Source organism: Vibrio sp. 10N, assembly GCF_036245475.1.
Classification (GTDB): Bacteria; Pseudomonadota; Gammaproteobacteria; order Enterobacterales; family Vibrionaceae; genus Vibrio.
Genome location: NZ_BTPM01000002.1, coordinates 1,021,002 through 1,040,372 on the forward strand (window position 1 = coordinate 1,021,002; position 19,371 = coordinate 1,040,372).

20 protein-coding genes are annotated in these 19,371 nt (G+C 46.1%); 13 read left to right on the plus strand and 7 right to left on the minus strand.

The genetic code is table 11. The annotated features are described in order from the left end of the window. Positions 1-290: 290 nt before the first annotated feature. Complete coding sequence (locus AAA946_RS20710) at positions 291-1,907, plus strand: methyl-accepting chemotaxis protein (RefSeq protein WP_338166644.1); 1,617 nt, start codon at positions 291-293, stop codon at positions 1,905-1,907. Between the two features lie 51 nt (positions 1,908-1,958). Here AAA946_RS20710 and AAA946_RS20715 read toward each other — a convergent pair whose 3' ends face one another. Then, on the minus strand, positions 1,959-2,537 hold the full coding sequence (locus tag AAA946_RS20715; RefSeq protein WP_338166645.1) for a YceI family protein: 579 nt from the start codon (positions 2,535-2,537) through the stop codon (positions 1,959-1,961). 121 nt (positions 2,538-2,658) lie between these two features. On the opposite strand from AAA946_RS20715, the gene AAA946_RS20720 reads away from it, so the two are divergent. From AAA946_RS20720 to AAA946_RS20750, 7 genes are all read left to right on the plus strand, one after another. After that, positions 2,659-3,270 (plus strand): flavin reductase family protein, encoded by a 612-nt coding sequence (locus AAA946_RS20720; RefSeq protein WP_338166646.1) that lies wholly within the window; start codon positions 2,659-2,661, stop codon positions 3,268-3,270. Between the two features lie 156 nt (positions 3,271-3,426). After that, positions 3,427-4,338: a Fe(3+) dicitrate ABC transporter substrate-binding protein gene (locus AAA946_RS20725; RefSeq protein WP_338166647.1), complete on the plus strand. Its 912-nt coding sequence runs from the start codon at positions 3,427-3,429 to the stop codon at positions 4,336-4,338. Positions 4,339-4,346: 8 nt separating this feature from the next. After that, positions 4,347-5,345: a FecCD family ABC transporter permease gene (locus AAA946_RS20730; protein WP_338166648.1), complete on the plus strand. Its 999-nt coding sequence runs from the start codon at positions 4,347-4,349 to the stop codon at positions 5,343-5,345. Further along, the gene (locus AAA946_RS20735; RefSeq protein ID WP_338166649.1) at positions 5,342-6,307 is read left to right on the plus strand and encodes a FecCD family ABC transporter permease; all 966 of its coding nucleotides are present in this window, start codon (positions 5,342-5,344) and stop codon (positions 6,305-6,307) included. The genes AAA946_RS20730 and AAA946_RS20735 overlap by 4 nt, the downstream gene beginning before the upstream one ends. Beyond that, complete coding sequence (gene fecE / locus AAA946_RS20740; RefSeq protein ID WP_338166650.1) at positions 6,307-7,071, plus strand: Fe(3+) dicitrate ABC transporter ATP-binding protein FecE; 765 nt, start codon at positions 6,307-6,309, stop codon at positions 7,069-7,071. The genes AAA946_RS20735 and fecE overlap by 1 nt, the downstream gene beginning before the upstream one ends. A gap of 113 nt (positions 7,072-7,184) precedes the next feature. Then, positions 7,185-9,359: a TonB-dependent receptor gene (locus AAA946_RS20745; RefSeq protein ID WP_338166651.1), complete on the plus strand. Its 2,175-nt coding sequence runs from the start codon at positions 7,185-7,187 to the stop codon at positions 9,357-9,359. 260 nt (positions 9,360-9,619) lie between these two features. Next, positions 9,620-10,006 carry a hypothetical protein gene (locus tag AAA946_RS20750; protein WP_338166652.1) on the plus strand — a complete coding sequence of 129 codons (387 nt, stop codon included), beginning with the start codon at positions 9,620-9,622 and terminating at the stop codon, positions 10,004-10,006. Positions 10,007-10,149: 143 nt separating this feature from the next. Here the strand turns inward: AAA946_RS20750 and add are convergent, their stop codons facing one another. Then, positions 10,150-11,139, minus strand: a complete 990-nt coding sequence (gene add, locus AAA946_RS20755) for an adenosine deaminase (protein WP_338166653.1) — start codon at positions 11,137-11,139, stop codon at positions 10,150-10,152. Between the two features lie 267 nt (positions 11,140-11,406). On the opposite strand from add, the gene AAA946_RS20760 reads away from it, so the two are divergent. The 3 genes from AAA946_RS20760 to AAA946_RS20770 all read left to right on the plus strand — a co-directional run bounded on the left by AAA946_RS20760 (position 11,407) and on the right by AAA946_RS20770 (position 13,995). Next, a complete protein-coding gene (locus AAA946_RS20760; protein WP_338166654.1) occupies positions 11,407-11,976 on the plus strand; it encodes a porin family protein in 570 nt (189 codons plus the stop codon). 423 nt (positions 11,977-12,399) lie between these two features. Continuing rightward, entirely contained in the window at positions 12,400-13,134 is a 735-nt protein-coding gene (locus tag AAA946_RS20765) for an IclR family transcriptional regulator (RefSeq protein ID WP_338166655.1), read from the plus strand. 6 nt (positions 13,135-13,140) lie between these two features. Beyond that, a complete protein-coding gene (locus tag AAA946_RS20770) occupies positions 13,141-13,995 on the plus strand; it encodes an arginase family protein (RefSeq protein ID WP_338166656.1) in 855 nt (284 codons plus the stop codon). 214 nt (positions 13,996-14,209) lie between these two features. Here AAA946_RS20770 and AAA946_RS20775 read toward each other — a convergent pair whose 3' ends face one another. From AAA946_RS20775 to AAA946_RS20790, 4 genes are all read right to left on the minus strand, one after another. Next, positions 14,210-14,638, minus strand: coding sequence for a hypothetical protein (locus AAA946_RS20775; RefSeq protein ID WP_338166657.1), 429 nt, complete (start codon positions 14,636-14,638; stop codon positions 14,210-14,212). Positions 14,639-14,641: 3 nt separating this feature from the next. Further along, on the minus strand, positions 14,642-15,079 hold the full coding sequence (locus AAA946_RS20780) for a hypothetical protein (protein WP_338166658.1): 438 nt from the start codon (positions 15,077-15,079) through the stop codon (positions 14,642-14,644). A gap of 465 nt (positions 15,080-15,544) precedes the next feature. Further along, positions 15,545-15,934 carry a hypothetical protein gene (locus AAA946_RS20785; protein WP_338166659.1) on the minus strand — a complete coding sequence of 130 codons (390 nt, stop codon included), beginning with the start codon at positions 15,932-15,934 and terminating at the stop codon, positions 15,545-15,547. Positions 15,935-16,330: 396 nt separating this feature from the next. After that, positions 16,331-16,945, minus strand: a complete 615-nt coding sequence (locus AAA946_RS20790; protein ID WP_338166660.1) for a TetR/AcrR family transcriptional regulator — start codon at positions 16,943-16,945, stop codon at positions 16,331-16,333. A 178-nt stretch (positions 16,946-17,123) separates the two neighbouring features. On the opposite strand from AAA946_RS20790, the gene AAA946_RS20795 reads away from it, so the two are divergent. Next, positions 17,124-18,140, plus strand: a complete 1,017-nt coding sequence (locus AAA946_RS20795; RefSeq protein WP_338167213.1) for an MBL fold metallo-hydrolase — start codon at positions 17,124-17,126, stop codon at positions 18,138-18,140. Further along, positions 18,137-18,475 (plus strand): DUF5329 family protein, encoded by a 339-nt coding sequence (locus AAA946_RS20800; protein WP_338166661.1) that lies wholly within the window; start codon positions 18,137-18,139, stop codon positions 18,473-18,475. The genes AAA946_RS20795 and AAA946_RS20800 overlap by 4 nt, the downstream gene beginning before the upstream one ends. Here AAA946_RS20800 and AAA946_RS20805 read toward each other — a convergent pair. Further along, complete coding sequence (locus AAA946_RS20805) at positions 18,468-19,322, minus strand: MaoC/PaaZ C-terminal domain-containing protein (protein WP_338166662.1); 855 nt, start codon at positions 19,320-19,322, stop codon at positions 18,468-18,470. The two genes, AAA946_RS20800 and AAA946_RS20805, sit on opposite strands and share 8 nt — an antisense overlap. Between the last annotated feature and the right edge of the window lie 49 nt (positions 19,323-19,371).

The following is a 19,371-nucleotide window of genomic DNA, read 5'->3' on the forward strand; positions in this document are numbered from 1 at the left end:
GATATAGCCACGCTCATAAGCCATCCAAATCATAACAAAAACATATAGACAAACCTCTATCAAAATTGATGGTTATAATCTAATTGCCTATTTTTATCCATTTCACAACTAGCTGGTAGCGATTTATATTAAATAGATTGAAATTACGGCAGTTAATAAATAATTCCGGTCAATAAGTACCAATGTTATCAGTAATAAGTGATACTATTGGTTAGTGCTTGGCAACTAAATATCGTCATTGGCATTTAAAATGAAACTTGCGCACTTATAAGGTAAAGAGGAATGTTTTTGTGAAACTGAATAATTTGTCGATTAGAGCGAAATTACAAGCTCTTGTTGGCGTTGCCGTACTCATTTTATTCTCACTGGGTACTTTCAATCTTATTACCCAAAAAGACTCAAGCTATGAACAGCGAAAAGACCGAGTACGCTCGAATGTCGAGGTGGCTTATACTTTAGCGAGTCACTATCAAAAGCTCAGTGCGTCGATGGGTGAAGAGCAAGCCAAACAAGCAGCGGTACGTGCAATTGAAGCTCTGCGTTACGATGGCAATAATTACTTCTTCATTGCGACTTCTGATGAAAAGGTGGTGATGCACCCAACCAACCCACAGCTAAATGGTACCATTGCCAGCAATTTAACGGATGCCCGCGGTCATTACTTTTGGCAGGAAATGAGTGCTGTGGCGACGAGTCAAGGCAGCGGTTTTGTTACCTATTACTGGGTTGGCAGCGATGGTGTTGAATCACAAAAGATCTCGTTCGTTAGCTATATTCCAGAGTGGGACTGGGTTATTGGCGCCGGTGTTCAAACGGCAGATATCGACAAAGCTTTCCAAAGCCAATTAATTAAAGATCTCATCGTCAATGCGATTGCCGCTATCGCGTTAATTGTTATCAGCGTATTCATTGCACGTAATATCGTTAAACCGATTGAAAATTTGGTGCAACGTGTTCATCGCGTTGCGGACGGAGATTTGACCGTTAATATGTCGAGCGATCGTCAAGATGAGCTTGGCTACCTAAGCAATGAACTAGCACGCATGATGTCGGCGCTTAAAGACACCATTACCGCGGCGAAGTCTTCAGCAGACTATTCAGGACAGCTTTCCAGCAACATTGCCGCCGCGAGTGAAGAGACCTCTACCAGTATTGACTCGCAAAGCCAGCAGCTAGAGCAACTGGCGACCGCCATGAGCGAAATGTCCTCTACCATTCAAGATATCGCCGGTAACTCGGAGCGCACGTCAGCGACAACGGAAGAAAGCAAGAGCTTTGCCGCCGAAGGCAGTCGTAGCATGGGCTACACGCTTGAAAACATCGCTGGCATTTCTGACGACATCACCAGTACTCACCAGCTTATGGAAGCGCTCAAGCAAGGTGTCAGTGATATCAGCTCAGTCGTGAATGTGATTCACGAAGTCTCTGAGCAGACTAACCTTCTAGCCCTCAACGCGGCTATTGAAGCAGCACGAGCGGGTGAACAGGGACGCGGCTTTGCCGTCGTTGCCGATGAAGTTCGTAATCTTGCCAGCCGCACTCAAGAGTCGACTGCACAAGTGCAGGCGACCATCGATCAGCTTAATGAGCGCACCGACAGCGTTCTGTCGGTCATGGCCGCTAACCAGACCAAAGTGTCTGAAAGTGTCGATTTAGCCTCTCAGACCCAAGACAAATTGGATACCGCTGTCGCTAAGCTCAACGATACCTACGATATGGTGACCCAAATTGCCGCAGCTGCTGAGCAGCAAGGCAGCGTCGCCAATGACGTTAATGAGAATGTTAGCGTGGTTCATATGTCGATTGGTGAAATCAGACAAGCTAGTCAAAGCCTAGCTCAACAGTCGCAATCAATGGCGCAAGCGTCTGATGAACTGACACAAAAACTAGCATACTTTAGAGTGTAAGCTTGCTGTTCATAAAAAAAACGCTCCACGCCCATGGAGCGTTTTTTTGGCTTATTTTTGGTTATAGACCAACACAAAGGACAGCGGCACCGACGTTGCAATCGCTGGCAAACCCGCAACTTCGCGTAACTTTTCTATCCCAGCTTCAAGGCCAAAGTCAGCCGCATTCACGATCACTGGTTCACTTGCCACTATCACCACCTTATCTTCACTCATTTTCATCACCGTCAATTTAGTGGAGTAGGTTTTTTGATTACCATGCAAATCCACAGTGACGTCATTGATGATGCTATAGATGCCGCCAATATCGGCGTTGTCTAATTCGCTCATATCGACCACGGTGGTAATCGTTGCTTTAGCATAATCAGCAACATTAAATAGCATGGTTTGCATTCTCTCATTTCGAATGGGTATGTTGGTTTCTACGCTGACCAAATCGATAACCAATGTCGCTTTGCCATCATCACTGATCGTGCCTGTCATCGCTTCAAAGTGATGTATTTCGCTCACGCTGTTACTTTTAGTGGAGACAAACTTGAGTGTCGAATTGCTGCTATCAAGCATCCACTCCGCCTGTGACGAGATCGTCACTGCAAGTGCCGCAAGCAGTGTACCTAATCGAATCATCATGGGGTTTTCCTCATCTATGCTGACTCTATAGGTGTAGTCTAGGACACTTGGGATCTCCAAACTTTCAAGGGAATATGATACTGTTTTGACATACCAAAAATGACGACACGGAGAAGTCAGTATGCAGCTCAGCCTCGATGAGTTATCCCCCAACGCTATCTATCATTTAATGACGCAAACCGTTATCCCTCGCCCGATTGCTTGGGCGCTCACAGAGTCATCCGACAGCAACTATAATCTCGCCCCATTTTCGTATTTCGCACCAATATCGAGCAACCCACCACTGTTGATGCTCTCAGTGGGTAAAAAGCCGGATGGTACGTTAAAAGACACGGCAGTGAACGCTATTAACAATAAAGAGCTTGTCATTCACATTGCATCGACTGACAGCGCCGAAACCATGACTCAAACCTCTGCAACATTGAATCACGGTGAGTCAGAAGTCATCGCTAGCCAAGTCGAACTCGACGATCTAGACGGTTTCCGTCTACCGAGAGTGAAACAATGTCCGATCGCCTTTGGTTGTACCCTTCACGAGGTTCTAGAGGTAGGTAACACGCCTCAGCACTTGCTCATCGCAAAAATAGAAAAAGTTTACATCGATGATCAAGTCGTCACGATGCAAAACGAGCGCTTGATCATCGATGCTCTCAAAGTTGACCCGTTATCTCGCTTGGGTGGTAATGATTACGCCACGCTAGACAAAACCATCACGGTTCAACGTCCTCAATAGCCTCTGTCTTTAGGCCCACGACCACGAAAACAAACCATTCACTCAATGTAATGGTTTGTTTTGCTTCATATTGACAACTTATCGTTAATGCTATTGATAACCATTCCCAATCAATGCTAGGATTGCGCTCCTCCTATTTTTTACATTGAGCTCGCTATGAATATCTCTTTTGCACAAGGACTTCGTGCTGTTATCGTCAATTTTCTCGCTTTTGTCTGTGTTTCCGCTGTTGCAAGCGACACCCGAGTTTTCGAAGACCAACAAGGACAAGTTTCGATTCAAGGCAGCCCAAGTCGTGTTGTCGCTCTTGAGTACTCTTTTGTAGATGCGCTCGCGGCGGTAGGCATCTCCCCGGTTGGTGTCGCCGATGACAAGAACATCGAACGCATTCTTCCTGAAATTCGTGAGCTGATTAAACCTTGGCAATCTGTTGGCGTGCGCCCGCAGCCAAGCTTAGAAGCTATCGCGGAGCTCAAGCCCGATCTCATCATCGCGGACGCTGAGCGTCACGCCACCATATACAACGATCTTTCAAGCATTGCGCCGACCATCCTTTTAAAAAGCCGAGGCGAGACTTACGAGGAGAACCTGGAATCGGCACTGAAAATAGGAATTGCGGTAAACCGTGAAGCTGCGATGAAAGCTCGAATTGAAAAGCACCACCAAATCATGGCTCAGTATCGCCAAAATCTATCATCAGCAGACAACTTTCAGTTTGCCGTTGTAACAGACAAAGGCATGTGGCTGCATGGACCTGATTCCTACGCTGGTGGTGTTATCACCGCACTAGGACTAAAAGGACCAGCGGTTCCGAAAACAGACAAAGCGTATATTGAAGTGAGCTTTGAGCAGCTTTTAAAAATCAACCCTGACTGGTTACTACTGGGTCCTTATAAGCCTCACACCGTCTATGATGACTGGGCAAACAACCCTCTTTTCAACATGCTGAACGTTTCAAAGTCACAGCAAGCCGTGAAAGTGTCGCCGCAACTGTGGTCACTAAACCGAGGGATAATCGCAGCAGAAGGCATTGCTAAAAACCTAACTGACATTATTCAAAAACCGTAGATTTCCCCATGTTGCAACTCCAACAGTGCAAGCTTTGGCTTGCGCTTTTTTTCGGGGTGTTTGTTTCCCTGAACATTTCATTGATCGCTTGGTCTAGTTTCGATTTAACGATCTCTGCTCTGAGTCACTATTGGTTTGCTTTCGATGCCAATAATATGGAGCACCAAATAATCAATACACTTCGCATGCCAAGAGTGTTGGGCTGTGCGCTGATTGGTGCCAGCTTAGCCGTTGCTGGTGTGCTCATGCAAGGCCTCACTCGAAACCCACTTGCTTCACCATCGGTGCTCGCCATCAATTCAGGTGCCGCACTTATGATTGTATTGACCAGTTTTGGAGTGCTTACCCTTCCGTTGCCTACTGTTGTAGCCGGTGCTCTTGGGAGTGTGCTAAGTGGTCTGCTGGTCATTTATCTTGGTGGCTTTTTCGAAAATCGACCTCACCCGGTTAAACTTGTTCTCGCTGGTATTGCAGTGAATGCTCTGCTGTTAGGGTTAACTCGAGCCACCATTATTCTTGCTGACGATCAAGCCTATAGCATTCAATCTTGGTTAATTGGCTCTGTTAGCAATCTCGATTGGGACTCTATCAATCTGCTCGCCCCGATCAGTCTGCTTGCTCTGCTACTCAGTTGGGGACTGGCTCATCAATTGAACCTATTGGTGCTTGGGAACGATGTCGCGACTGGACTTGGCGTCAACACCACTGTTATTCGATTACTTGCTTGTCTATCCATTGTTATGCTGACTAGTGTCAGTGTCTCCACTGCGGGCCCAATTGGCTTTTTAGGACTATTGGTTCCTCATATGGCACGCAAGCTCGTTGGGAACAACTTCTTCCTTTTAATACCAGCAAGCGCGCTTCTTGGCGCATTGTTGCTGATGCTGTCTGACACCTTGGCTCGTGCCATCGCCTTCCCAAGCGAGACGCCAGTGGGCGTAGTGACAGCGCTGATTGGCACGCCATTTTTCATCTTTATTTCCATAAAAGGCCGCATCAACTCATGAAGCTTTCTTGGTTAATTCTAGTTGTGGTTCTGATTGCTGTAGGCATCTTAAGCATGCTAGTTGGTGTCACGCAATTGTCATTGGCACAAGTCCTCGATACCCTTTTTCAGGGTGGAGACTATGACTTTGTCGTTAATCAATATCGATTTCCGCGACTATTGCTTGCCATTGGTGTCGGTGCGGGACTTGGTGTCTCTGGTGCGCTTGTACAAGGCGTGATCAGAAACCCTCTTGCTTCTCCAGATTTGATTGGGGTCAGTGCCGGCGCTGGTTTCGCTGCCACATTGCTATTGACCATCTATCCCGATGCGCCAGTTTGGTATCTGCCTTTGGCGGCCATCTTTGGTGGCGTCAGTGTAGGACTTGCTTTGGTTATCATCGCACAAGCGGCAAAATTACCACCAGCGAGAATGGCGCTTACAGGTATTGCTATCAGTGCCTTTTTAGCCAGTGGCATCGACTTTCTCTTAGTCGTCCATCCTATCGAGATCAACACCGCCATGATTTGGCTGACAGGAAGTTTATGGGGAAGAGGATGGGAGCAGCTCCCTTATATTTGGCTCGGCTTGGCCATTTTATTGCCAATTGCCCTATGGTACGCATGGCGTCTGGATATCATCGGCCTTGGTGAAGAATCCGCCATTGCTCTGGGTGTACAACTCGAAAAGGTACAGATAGCCGCAATACTCAGCGCCGTCATGCTCGCTAGCCTTAGTGTGTCCATCGCGGGAACCATCAGTTTTGTTGGATTACTCGCACCGCATTTAGCTCGCATGCTATTTGGACACAATCATAAAGCGCTCGCCATCGGCTCAGCATTGATTGGTGCATTATTGGTGCTCATCGCAGACGCTATTGCTAGAGGCATCTCACCGCCAATTGAGCTTCCTGCTGGTGTTCTGACTTCCGTCATTGGGGCACCCTACTTCATCTTTCTATTAAAACGACACAAGGGTTGGTAATGCTGTCTGTTAAAAATCTACACGTTGCTTATGGTAATAAAACCATTATCCAAGATCTCAACCTGTCGATCCCGAAAGGAAAAATTACGGCTCTTATTGGACCGAACGGCTGTGGCAAATCAACTCTTTTGAAAACACTGGCAAGAATCAATCAGCCTAAGTCTGGCAAGGTGTTTATTGACGATAAGCCACTAACTAAGATCCCAACTAAAGCGCTGGCACAAAGGCTCTCGATGTTACCTCAAACGCATACTAGCCCAGAAGGTATCTCTATACGCCGCTTGGTTGAGTATGGACGTGCACCCTACACCTCACATTGGGGAAAACTCAACGAACAGGACAACCAAATCGTTGAACGTGCTATGGCAGCCACCAGCATTAGTGATTTGGCCGAACTGCCCATCGATGCGCTCTCTGGTGGTCAGCGTCAACGTGCTTGGATCGCGATGATCATCGCGCAAGACACCGAAATTGTCATGCTAGATGAACCCACTACTTACCTTGATCTTTCTCATCAAGTCGAGTTAATGCACACCATGCAAGCCATGAATCAGCAAGGCAAAACAGTGGTTGTCGTATTACATGATCTCAACCAAGCCTGCCGCTATTGTGACCACTTGGTTGTTCTTAAAGACGGTCAATTAATGACCGAGGGCGCTCCTTCAGAAGTGTTTACCCAGTCATTACTCAAACAAGTGTTCGACCTAGATGCAATGGTGATTGAAGACCCAGTTTCCAATACGCCAATGTGCGTCGCTCGCTAATCATTTCAATGTGTTATACATCACGTACAACACATTGAAAAAATGGTATTGATAATTATTATCATAAGCACTACCATTGCCGCGAAATTTAGAATCAGTGGTAATTACATCTAATGGCATCATCAACAGGGAACCGAGTTTTATCCCTTTCACTACTCGCACTATCCATTGCTCAAGCCAACGCAACTGAAACAACAGCGTCATCGACAAAAACAGAACAAGATAACGCTGATGAAAACATGGTGGTAACGGCAACACGCTACAGCCAAGACGCGGACAAGATCCCTGGCTCTATCCATGTGATTTCAGAAAAAGAGCTTAAACAGCAAACGGCGGTTGCCGACGACCTAACCAGCGTTATCGCAAACTTGGTACCTGGCATGACCCCGAGTCGCCAGAAGTTATCAACGCAAGGTGAAAACCTACGTGGACGCACGGCACTTATCATGGTGGATGGTGTTCCACAAAATAACCCCCTTCGAAATGGTAATCGCAATGGCTATACCGTTGACTCTTCAATGCTTGAGCGTGTCGAAGTTGTGCAAGGCGCGAGTGCTGTACAAGGCAATGGTGCGACGGGCGGTATCATTAACTACGTAACCAAGAGTGCTAAACCGGGTGATCACTGGAAGCAAACGATCGGTACCCGGCTGACATCCAATCTCAAAGAAGACGGTACAGGCGGCAAGGTATACTACAACCTGAGCCAATACGATGAAGATTATGATCTGTTTATCGGTGGTGCGTGGGAGCAGCAAGGTCTGTATTACGATGGTAATGGCAACCCAATTGGCATGAACTCGATCCAAGGTGAAACTCAAGACTCCAACGCCACCAACTTTCTAGCGAAAGGTGGCTACAACTTTGATGGTGGCAATCAACGTGTCAGCTTTAGTGCTAGCCGCTTCAAACTTCAAAGTAACCAAAACTACGTCGCGGTCAAAGGCGACTGGCAAAATGGCGTTCCGGGTACCGTTGTGAAAGGCACACCAAGTGGCGATCCAACCTCTAACTATGCTGAGCTTTATAATTTTGGTTATGACCATTACGACTTCTTAGGCGGTGAGCTTAAATTCCAAGCGTTCTACCAAAACTTCGAGGCAGTGTATGGTCAAGCATCTTGGTGGCCAACACCCGACAAACAGTATGACCAAGGGGCAATCGTCTCCACTAAAAAGGGTTTCAAACTCAGTTATGTGAAGCTGGATCTCCTTGGCCTTGACGATAGCTGGGTGATTGGCATTGATGGTCTGGAAGACTCTACCAAGCAAAAACTGACCCAATCGAATCGCGATGTGACACCAGATATGATGTACCAAAGTATCGCACCGTTTATTCAAGGTGACATGCTGGTCACCGATTCATTGCGCCTATCTGGTGGTGTACGCTTTGAGAATACACGTGTGAAAGTGGCGAATGGTCAAACACTTTGGGGCTACGGTAACGGCGGTCATCGTGAAGTGAACATCATCGGTGGCGAACAAACCTTCTCCCAAGCTGTATTTAACGCGGGCGCCGTCTATGATTTCACACCAAACGTGTCTTCGTTCGTGGGCTTTAGTCAAGGATTCGGTTTGCCAGATATTGGCCGAGTGCTTCGCGGCAACTGGATCGGCGGGCCTGGGGTTGATGCGCCATCTGGCGGACACCCTATCGATTTCAATACGATGCCAGCGGTTAAACCGGTCGTAACAGACAACTACGAAGTAGGACTAAGTTACAGCAACGATAAGTTCTTCATTAGCGGTAGCACTTACATGTCTATTGCAAAAGATGGCGCTAACCTGAGCTTAAACAAAGGCGGTACCTATGATGTTGTCCGTCAAAGAACCGACATCAAAGGTTATGAGTTAAGCTCCACCTACCACATTTTGCCAACCACTCAGCTTCAAGCGCTCTACTCGCATGTCGAAGGTCAAGTAGATACGAACCAAGACGGTCGTGTAGACAGCGATATGGATTTGAAAAACCTATCGCCAGATCGCCTGTTGGTCGCAATGAACCACCAGTTTTCTGATAATTGGAATGGCCGAGTACAATATAACCACATGTTCTCACGCTCAAAAGAGCAGAACGGTGCGGGCAGTGCACAGAAATTTGATGGCTATGGCCTGATGGATCTTTCGATGTTCTACAACATGAAGCAGTATGGCCGCATCAGTGTCGGTATCGAGAACCTGTTTAATGAGCAGTACATCAACTACTTTAGCCAAATCCGTCACCATAGTGCCTATTACTTCTCGGGTCGCGGTAGAACCTTTAGCCTAGGCTACGAAGTCGACTTCTAATAAAAGACCCTCACCATTGGTGAGGGTCTTTTTTTATCTATCGCTTAACCAAAGTATTTATTGGGCTAAGCCATACTGCGAGCAACATTCAAACAAGCTTATAAGCTGTTAACAGTTGTTTCTGTTTGGTTTCCCTACTGTCAGCAATGGAGAGAGACTATCCAATCGTGTAAGACATTCGTCAAACCAATAGCTGCCTAACGTTATTTTTGCATTGGACTTTTATGGTTACCGCCTACGAAATAGCAGTGGTAGCAAACATGAAAAACGTAATAATGATGTCATTGGCGCTGTGCTTGGGCTTTAGCTCAGTTGCCAAGGCAAATACTGGGGTTGGCCTATTTGTTGGCGACCCATATTGGGGGCTAGACTTCAAGCACAATGATCTTCGCTTTAATGTTAGCCTCGACGACCGTATGGGCTTTGGCGTCAACAAGACATTTGGTATTCAAGATACTCCAATTTACTTTTTTGTCGGCGGTCACTATGTCGATAGAAACAGCCGCTATATTGCCGTTACACCGGGGATCGGTGCTGAGTTTCGCGTTAAACCTGTAGGGTTTTATGTCGATGTTACACCAGCAATTTATCTTGATGAATTTGACATAGAACTCGAGGCAAGAGCTGGCTTTAGGGTGTACTTCTAGACCAATGAGGCAACCATAAAGAGGAGTAGATAGACTTTCTGCTTTTCATTTAAAAGGCTTTTCATGCCTAATATGAAAAGCCCCAGTTGTATCACAACTGGGGCTTCTTTTTATGGTTTGAGTAACACTAACTCTGCTGTTTACTAATTCGCTAGAAGCTGTGATTTCGTCGCTTCATCGGTAAATGCAGCATTCACACTGTTGCGATAGATATGCATATAATCGTCTTGACTCAAGTTAAACTGCTCCATCACTTTCTGTACTTCTTTTGTCATTGTAGTGTTGGAAACCGTTCTGTTGTCCGTGTTAATCGTGACCGGGATGCCGCGCTGCCTAAAGTCTTCAATTGGATGAACATCCATACTTTCTACCGCTTTCGTTTGAACGTTGCTGCTTGGGCAAGTCTCTAGTGCCACCTGCTTATCGTGAACAAGATCGAACGCGGCCTGGTGAGTCGCGATATGGATACCATGCCCCACTCGCTCGGCACCCAGCATAGTAATCGCATCATACACATTCTGACCTTCACCCTGCTCACCGGCATGAATAGTCACATTGAGACCTTTTTCTTTTGCATATTGAGCAAATGGGATGAACTTTTCGCAGAATCCCAGCTCCTCACCACCAGCAAGGTCAAACGCGGCAACACCCTTACCCACATATTGCGAACCAACATCAATCACATCGTTAATTTCATCGGTTGGCATATGACGCAGTAGCGACAAAATGATATTGCCTTTAATACCGTGTACCTTTTCAGCACGCTGCATTCCTGCAACCACTGAACCGATGATGTCCTCAATATTTAGGCGTTTCTCACGATGCAGTAGTGGGCCAAAGCGCACTTCCATGTAGGTTACGTTCTCTAGTGCCGCATCTTCATACACTTCGAAAGCGATACGCTCTAGCGCCTCTTTAGTCTGCATAACAGACAGTGGCAAATCGAAACGCTTTAGGTATTCAATAAGGTTTGGGCAGGTTTCTGGGGCGATCATCATATCGCGAATAACGTTGACGTCCTTACTAGGCAAATCGATGTTCTGTTGCTCCGCCAACTCGATAATGGTTTCTGGGCGCACACTTCCATCTAGGTGGCAGTGAAGGTCGATTTTTGGCAGTTGTTTATAATTCATCGTTACCTCTCTCGTCGTAATTGTTGGCAGTTATACTGATAAACGTACTACAAAACCACCCTGACGTTCGAAAAAAGTGTGATGTAATTCAATATAATTCGAGTAAACGTTTGCGTATCTGATTGTCATTTATTGATGTAGGTCGCAAACAGTTCTATGACACTTCCACCACATTTCACGACACTTCTAGCACAGAGTTCCCTGCAAAGATCCCTTACATTACGCCGCAACAACAAAACACTCTCTAGAATCTTTTAAGGTAGCAAAATGAAAAAGACAGCAGTATTTGCTCTTACGGCATTAATGGCAACTGGCGCATGGGCAAACTCTACAGAGCCAGGTTTCTACATTGGTGGTGGTTTCGGTCTTACGGAAAGTAAGCTAGAAAACAAAGACATGTCTCAATTCCCAACCATCGACGGTGCACGCTCACTGCGCGTTTACGGTGGCTACCAGTTTAACCGCATCGTTTCTTTAGAAGGTGGTTACACTAACTACGGCGACCTATCTCACGAAGCAATGCAAGGCGTAAAGGCAACTCCGAGTGCCTTCTCACTAGCAGCAAACCTTGGTTACAGCTTCGACAATGGTCTGCGCCCGTTCGCTACACTAGGCCTATCTCACGTTAACATGGAACTTAAAGACGGCAGCCACAAAGAGAGTGATTCAGCGTCTGGTTTCCGTTACGGTCTAGGTCTTGAGTATGCTCCACAAATGGTGGAAGGCTTGGCTATGCGCGTAGCGTATGAAGCTGATGCGTTCAAGGTTGACATGGGTGGTTCAACTGACACGTTTGCTGTTGGTTCTCTATACCTAGGCGCTTCTTACAAGTTCTAATCAACTTCGCGCTTATCAAATAAACGCCCAACGTCTCCTCTGCCGTTGGGCGTTTTTCATTCCTGCAACGTGGATTTCTCTACAGGGAAAAGTCGCTCATTCTTTGGCATCCAAAATTGGCAACCGTCGCGCTTCATCGACGTCGGATTTCCCCACGCACTGCAGATAGCTCTATCATTCTCTTTATCTCTTTGAAACTGGCGACACGTCCCACAAACAAATTTCATTTTCCATCTCTCCCTCAATGTTGCGACCACTGTAGTTGGATACTCATCCAATTGCATTGATGCATCGCAAGATTCATAAGATGTCAGAATTTGCGTATTTTTCATCTGGTGAGAAAGGTATCGATGAATTTTGTTCCCTTTCTTATCTGACAGGAATATAAATTGCCTAGTCCTTATTGATGATAGATAACCAATTATGGGAAACGCACAGCAACCTTCGACTCAGGTCAACGAAAAGCCATTGCAACTGCTCATGCAAGTTGCCGTATCGGATGAGCCCGTCTCTGCTAAGGAATTAAGCCTACAACTGGGGGTCCCTTTGAGTAGTTTGTATCGACACATAAAACTGCTCAAAGAATGGAACCTTATTGAAGAGAGTGCTCACGATAAAACACTGATTGTCGGCCCAGCGGCACTTTTACTTATGCACAGCTATCAATCGAGTCCACACAACTTAGAGACGATTGAAAGCATCTTGTTCCGCTTACAAAAGCAGACCGGTGAAATGGCGGCTTACATGGTGCCTGTTGGCTACCGCGCGTTATGCGTAAGTCTACAAGAAAGCGCACAGGCACTACGTTGTAGTTATGTTCGCGGTCAAAGTCAGCCTTTGCTTCGAGGTGCTTCTTCGAAAGTTATGTTGGCTTATTTGCCAGAAGCTCGCCGCGAAAAGATCCTAAGGCATTTTGGTGAGGCAGAAAATGCCGATGTCTGGCAAAGCGAGCTAGAGCAGATCCGCCGCCAAGGTTTTGCTATCAGCACCTCTGAGTTTGATCCAGGCGTAACGGGCATCAGTGCTCCGGTTACCAAAGGAACCAAGCTTATCGGTGCGGTTTCCATCATGGCCCCTGCTCACCGCGTAGAGGCAAACAAGGACAGATTTATTCTACATGTATTACAAGCAGCCAGAGCGCTGCCACCAGAAAGGTAATTCATCATGCTCAACGTCTTCAAACAGTTATGGAAACGTCGTTATCACCCAATCATGGAAAACAAACTGTCGGTATTAACCGTATGTGAAGTGATTAAACCCCTGAATAACGCCCAGTTTGAAGACGCTGAATCTTTGCTTGATACCGCCTATGACTGGCTTAGTGCTCAGCAAAATTCTCATTCAATGAGAAACGTAGGCCACTTCCCTATTCTAAGCGGACATCACAACAAGCCTCCTTACTTCGAAAACCAGATGGCATGTCATGATTTCAAGGGCACTCTTGTTGAACAAATTACAGTGGGTGCCATGCCACTGGTGATCACTAACTGCCATGAGACCTTACTTGATGTACTTCCAAGCCTACTTATCGACCAAGAGGACGTTGGTATTGTCAACGTCAATGCTCACCTGTTAATGGATCAGTGTTTAGACTTGAACATGGGCTCCATGCTCCATTTCGCACTAAACCGCTATAATGAATGCCGCGCATTTCATGTGGGCATCGATCGTCACCATTGCGATAAGAAACAGCTCGAGTACGCAGAAGATATGGGATGCAATTGGCTACTTGCTGAGGAAGTCAATTACCGTGGACGTACCATGATAAAAGAGCAGCTCGCGCGCTTTATCAACCATGTTGATAAACTCATCGTGACGGTCGATCTGCCCTCTATCTCCAAACACAACTCCAGCAGCGAGAAACATAAACTGGACGTCAATATGGTGCTGCGCGTGCTTCGCCAATGCTTAGCCTCGAATAAAGTACTGCTTGTGCAGTTAGTAGGAGCGGAAGAGCGCCACATCTACTCCAAAGCAACGCAGCTTTTGGTACAAGAGCTAGGACATTTCTGTGAGTAGCAAAAAAGGTCGCGTCAGCGACCTTTCTAATAGATGAGAATAACGCCGACTTTGGGCGAGCCCACAATCTCAACACTGCTTTCTGTTGAGCTGCGTGCGGACAAGGGTTCTCAACATAGTTGCTTGGGTCCGTCATCACATGGACTGCCGCAAAACCAAGAACTAGAAATGCCGCCGCTATTATGAGTACTTTCTTCATACTCCCCACCTCCGGCTATGAGGTTGGTGCTAGCAGTGTAATAGTGACAATCGACTCAATCTTATCGCCTGCTTTAAAGTCAGCGTACGTTTTATGATGCATGTGAGCGCCTATATGATGTTTGCCCGCTCGGATGTCTCTCGTTTCTTTGTGACGAACCGAAAATGAGCCATCAACCGTGTAGGTGACATCACCTGGTTGAACTGCGGCAGACTCTTGCATGTCGAACATCACGCTTTCATGACCTGATGGATGGTTAGACACAATCGTAAACTCACCGCGTTCACCGGCATGCTCACCTTTCATTGAGATGTGCGCTAACTCTTTATCAATGGTGATACCGTTGACGTGCTTAATCTCACGTTCAAAACGAACACCGTTAGAACTCGCAAGTACGGAACCTGAGATGGCGGCGATGGCTGTCGCGAGGAGGATTTTTTTCATGGTTTAACCTTCTACAAAGACTTCTTTAGTGGATGTTGCGCCAGCCTCAGTGGCAGCGCGTAATAATCTAACTTCAGCTTCTAGCTTTTGGATTTGCGCTTCCCTTGATCTTAACTCTATGTCGTACAACCGTTTAGGATCCGGCTTCTTGCGCTCTCCAAACGTAATCGGCACCACAGCCTGAATATAAACTGAGTTCTCATTTCGATACCGGTCCTGATGGCGGTGGTGATGGTCATACCAATTATCCTTATTCAAGTCATTGCCAAGCGAGCCACCCATTTGCAGCGTCATGTCTGGCTGGTAAGTGGCGTCTATCTCGATACCCGACTCACCCCGAACGCGAATCCGATCGCCCTGCGCCATCGTGGGGCTAGGCATGTAAGCGGCGGCGGCATCGAATGTCACAACGGCTGCCAATACGAATAATGCAAACTTCATCACTAACCCTTGATCGTTGGTCGGTAAAGTCGAATTAGGCTTTGAACCTCAGTTCGTACCGCGTCGCCTTTGTCTGGAATCGAGCGCGTTGCGACAATTTTATTTGTCCACTTATCAAAGCCCTCCACTTTGAGGTTCAAATGAATCTTCTTTGTTTCGTCAGGGCTAAGCGTGAAACTGCCCAACACCTTTCCTTCCACAATCACCTCGTAACTCTGTACGTAGGTATTTAGATTCGTCACGTCCAATGCAACATCCGCTCTCTCGGTTGCTATGTACTTTTAATCTCGCGAGGTGTTTGGCTATGAGCCTGTGCGAGTGTCGGTACCAATAGCGCGAGTGCCAATAGTTTTTTCATCGTACTGCCTCTTAGTTATTCCCAAAGTACCCACGAGGATCCTTTGGGAATACTGCTCATCCATAAGCGACGATCTCCGCTTTATCTCACTCTGTCCCCTACTTTCTTCAACCGATTCGTTTACTGGTTTCTACTCTGATTATTTCGCCGTCAGCAAATACGTAAACAAGCGTCACACTGAAGGTGCTTACGTTGTCTAATCTACGTAACTCTTCACCAATACTGTGCGCTTCTATGATTGGCAACATCATTACTCTAGCGGAAAAGTTTTCCGCCCTAGCAAGTAGCCCTTCAGTCAATGAAGTTCGACTCATATCAGAGCGGGCAACAATGTTTGATAAATGGAGAGAAAGATCTGCGATCACCTCTAATCTCAAGCTGTCATTTTGAAGTACGAAACATGCCGTTCGAACAACCGTAAATTGGTCGATATGAGAACCAGATAGTTGTGAGCAAAATGTGCGATTTGCTCGACCGATATCAGCAGAAGTCAGCATGTATGCCTCAACGTAAAAACTCAAAAATGAAACTAAAGATAAAACAATAGTGATAATTCGATTGACCATGAGCTCGCCCTGACCTTCCGCCTTACAAATGAGTCTTTAGATGTCCGTTTACAATCAAAAACGATTAATTCGCACGAATAATAGCTCAACAAGCAGCCATTCGCAATATCAATTTTGACAAATAAGAATCATAAACGATGCACTCAAATCATATTTGGCACAAAAACAGCAACTTGGAAGCACGAGTACTGGAGAGAGGGTGTTTATTGGTAACAACGCTGAAAAATCTAGGAAGGTTATGGCAACGTGCCATGGTTAAGCAAAGTCGCATTGAAAGGCAGTATGGACTGACAACATACTGCCCAAAGAACGAAAGAGAGTTTGATATTAACGCGCTAAATAACGAGCCAAGAATAGATCCGCCGTGGATTGAGCCAATTGAGTGATACCATCATCACTAAGAGCATGACTCAGCCCCATCAGTTGCGGCCAAAAGCAGCTACCTTTAATAAGGCTGTGTAACTGAATGCTAGCCGTCTCGATATCATCAATAACCATCACTTTATTAGCATGTTGTTGTTCAAGCCATTTGTACAGTGCCGTTTCTTGCTTGGACATTTGCGCGGCTTGCTGTTGAAGCTCTTCCGGTCGATAGAAGTAATGGCCGAACGCCACTTTGGCTAAATCGATGTAGGACGCTTGGTTTAAAATTCGGATCTCGTGCTCAAGCAAATACTGCAATTGCAGCTCGACAGTTTTCGATTTAAGAGGGCTCAAATCCACATCAGCCATAGACTGCTTCCAAAGCTCAGATAGCAGTAATATCACTAACTCTTCTTTTGATTCAAAGTGATTGTAGACAGTCCGCTTAGACACACCTGCCATTGCTGCCAACTTGTCCATACTGGTATTTTGCACACCAAATTCATTAAACGCTTCTTTAGCAGCATTAATGATTGCTTCTCGCTTTAGCTCGCTTCGTGTTTTTTTCTTTTCAATCATTACGTTAACCAGAGGGACGAAAATTTCTTCGATTATTTTACACTAATCAGTTTACTTTTCACCACAAGAAAGTAAACTGCACTGGTTAGTTTACTTTAATTGAGAGATGGGCACTAGCCCACGAAATGAGTTCATCACTATGAAAAAGTCACTATTCGCGACATTGGGAGTTCTATCTATGAGTATTGCCTCACTTGCTGCTTGCACTAACACCGAAAAAGATTCTAAGCGTTATCCAGACAAGTACGTCAACACTGAAATGGAATACAAATCGAGCTTTGGTGACATCGTTGATGTGATGAAATCCTATTTCACAACCGAACGCGCAGAGCCAACACCCACTTTTGAGTTGCCAGTGCACGCAATTACAGCCGAGCAGCTAGTAAATGAGCAAAGTGACGTGGTATATCGTCTTGGACACTCAAGCATCATCATGAAACTCGATGGCCAATTGGTCATGGCCGATCCGGTGTTTAGTGACCGAGCATCACCTGTACAGTGGGCTGGACCAAAGCGTTTTCACCAAACGCCGATTACTTTAGAAGCACTACCGAATATTGATGTGGTGATCATCAGTCATGATCACTACGATCATCTAGATAAAGCGTCAGTAAAAGTGCTCGCGAATAAGGTGAATCATTTCATCGTGCCACTTAAAGTGGGTGATTACCTGATCAAATGGGGTGTGCCTTCAGAAAAAGTAACCGAACTTGCTTGGTGGGAATCACACAATGTGAATGGTATTGAGTATACGCTAGCGCCAACACAGCACTTCTCTGGTCGTGGCCTGACCGATCGAGATTCAACACTGTGGGGCAGCTGGATCGTTGATAGTAAAGAGTCAAAAGTATTCTTTAGCGGTGACTCTGGCTACTTTGGAGGTTTTGCAGAGATTGGCGAAAAATATGGCCCATTTGACTTTACGATGATCGAAACCGGTGCATACAATGAACTCTGGTCACAGATCCACATGTTCCCGGAGCAAAGCGTACAAGCACACATCGATGTAAAAGGTAAAGTCATGATGCCAATCCACAACAGTACCTTCGATCTTGCTTTGCACGATTGGTATGAGCCTATGAATAGGGCACTAGAAATCAGCGAAGAACGCGGTGTAACGATGGTTTCACCAGAAATCGGCCAGCGCCTCGAGATTGCTGACCCTATGCCCGTCACCAAATGGTGGCAGCAATGAGAACACTGTCAATCACCGCTTTAGTTCTAAGTCTTGCCAGCCAAAGTGTGTTGGCAAGCACTGAAAGCGATGTGCTCTACCTTATCGAGCAAATGAATGGCTCCCCTTGCACCTTTATTCGCAATGGCGACGAACACAATGGTCAAGAGGCAGCAGCCCACCTTCGCAGAAAGTGGGATTACGCCAAAGACGATGTCACTTCCACTCAAGTGTTTATTGATGAAGTGGCGTCTAAAAGCTGGTTTACCGGTAGAGCGTATCAAGTAGTCTGTGATGGGCAATCGACGAGCAGTGCTACATGGCTAAACCAGAAACTGCAATCAAAGCCTAACTAATCCACTTTCCAGCGGCCATAGTCACGCACGTTTTACCGTCTTCATTTACGAGCAATAGCTGATTATCATCATTCATAACGTCCAGCGTTTGCGAGACAAATATTGGGCGTTTGAAGCCGAAATGACACCGCGTCAAATTCTGATTCGCATCGCCTCGGTTACCGGCGACACTCAATAACCTCCCAGCCATATCCATGCCATGAACAATGGGCGCCTTAAAACCAAAAAGCTTCGCTATGAAGCCACTTAAATGAATCGGGTTATAGTCCCCCGTCACGCTGGCGTACGCTCTGGTGCTGATTTTTGATGTCTGTATGTTGGTTTGATACTGGTAGGCCGTCATATCTTCGGCCAAAACAGAACGGCTTTGCTTAGACTTCCCGCTTTTAATTGGCATCAAATATCCGCTGCGATAACGCGCTAACGTTTTTCCATCTAAAGAGAATTCTCCAAGCGTCTCAAACCTTTGACCTCTCTCTGTTCTCTCTTTCATTTCAAGCGTTACTGTAAATTGATAGTTCTCCCCTACTTCTAGCTTTTCAGTCAGTTCAAACTCAACAAACGTATGAACCAGCCCCAATGGACGTATTGGCGTATCTGGGTGAACAAAAAGTTGTAGCAATTCACTCTGCGTTGCAACGAACAAATACGTCGCCGGTACGCTCGATTCATCAAAACCAAAATGCGTGCAATAACAACGATGAGCATCGGCATTTATTGAGAATGAGGGATTGAACAAAGTCACATTCACTGATGATTGCGACAAGGCTCCTGGTTTTGATTTTTTCAATAGTGCTTTAAGCAGCAGTGAACGGTATCGAACGCTGTTAGAGGCGACAATGTGCATTATCTTGTTCCTAGTAAAACTTACGTTGCAGTTTACTGGCACAACAGTA